Below are 492 nucleotides of genomic sequence, written 5' to 3'. Positions count from 1 at the left end.
CCGGCCCGGCGGCGGCAGCGGCGACGGCGACCGTTGAGCGGCATGGCGCGCTGCGCTATCGCTTGCGCCGCCCCGCCGGGCGGGCCGGGTTAGCACAGCGGTAGTGCAGCGGTTTTGTAAACCGAAGGTCGGGGGTTCGATCCCCTCACCCGGCACCAGTTTTTTCGAAATCCGTTGCGACATCGAGTTTCAGCGGACCCCCAGCGGACCCTTTTGCCCGGTGTGGTCCGCTGGTGGGTTACGAATGGCACACCCGGGCCTGGACGGGCCCAAATGCCTCCCGACACATCAAGGCCAAGGTTTTCCGCCTGTCAGGCGGCGGCAATCTCCGCCCACGCCAGCCGCTCCGCCTCCTCGCGCGTCAGGCAGGCGTCGTATTCCAGGATCGCGGACCGTTCCTCATAGGCGTCACGCCGGCTGATCTCGGCCGCCGACAGGGGTTGGGGTGGCACCCCGGGCAGGCGCCACCTCGCCAAGCGAGAGGGGACACAC

1 protein-coding gene and 1 tRNA gene are annotated in these 492 nt (G+C 68.9%); one reads left to right on the top strand and one right to left on the bottom strand.

Annotated features, from left to right (window positions below):
• Positions 1-83 precede the first annotated feature (83 nt).
• A tRNA-Thr gene (locus tag M0638_RS27680) sits at positions 84-158 on the top strand.
• A gap of 153 nt (positions 159-311) precedes the next feature.
• Here the strand turns inward: M0638_RS27680 and M0638_RS27675 are convergent.
• The coding region (locus tag M0638_RS27675) for a hypothetical protein (RefSeq protein WP_248670183.1) at positions 312-492 on the bottom strand (181 nt) is incomplete at its 5' end.

Source organism: Roseomonas acroporae (genome assembly GCF_023223525.1).
GTDB lineage: Bacteria > Pseudomonadota > Alphaproteobacteria > Acetobacterales > Acetobacteraceae > Roseomonas_E > Roseomonas_E acroporae.
Note: the sequence above shows the minus strand (reverse complement) of the source record. Positions and strands in the feature narration are given on the sequence as shown.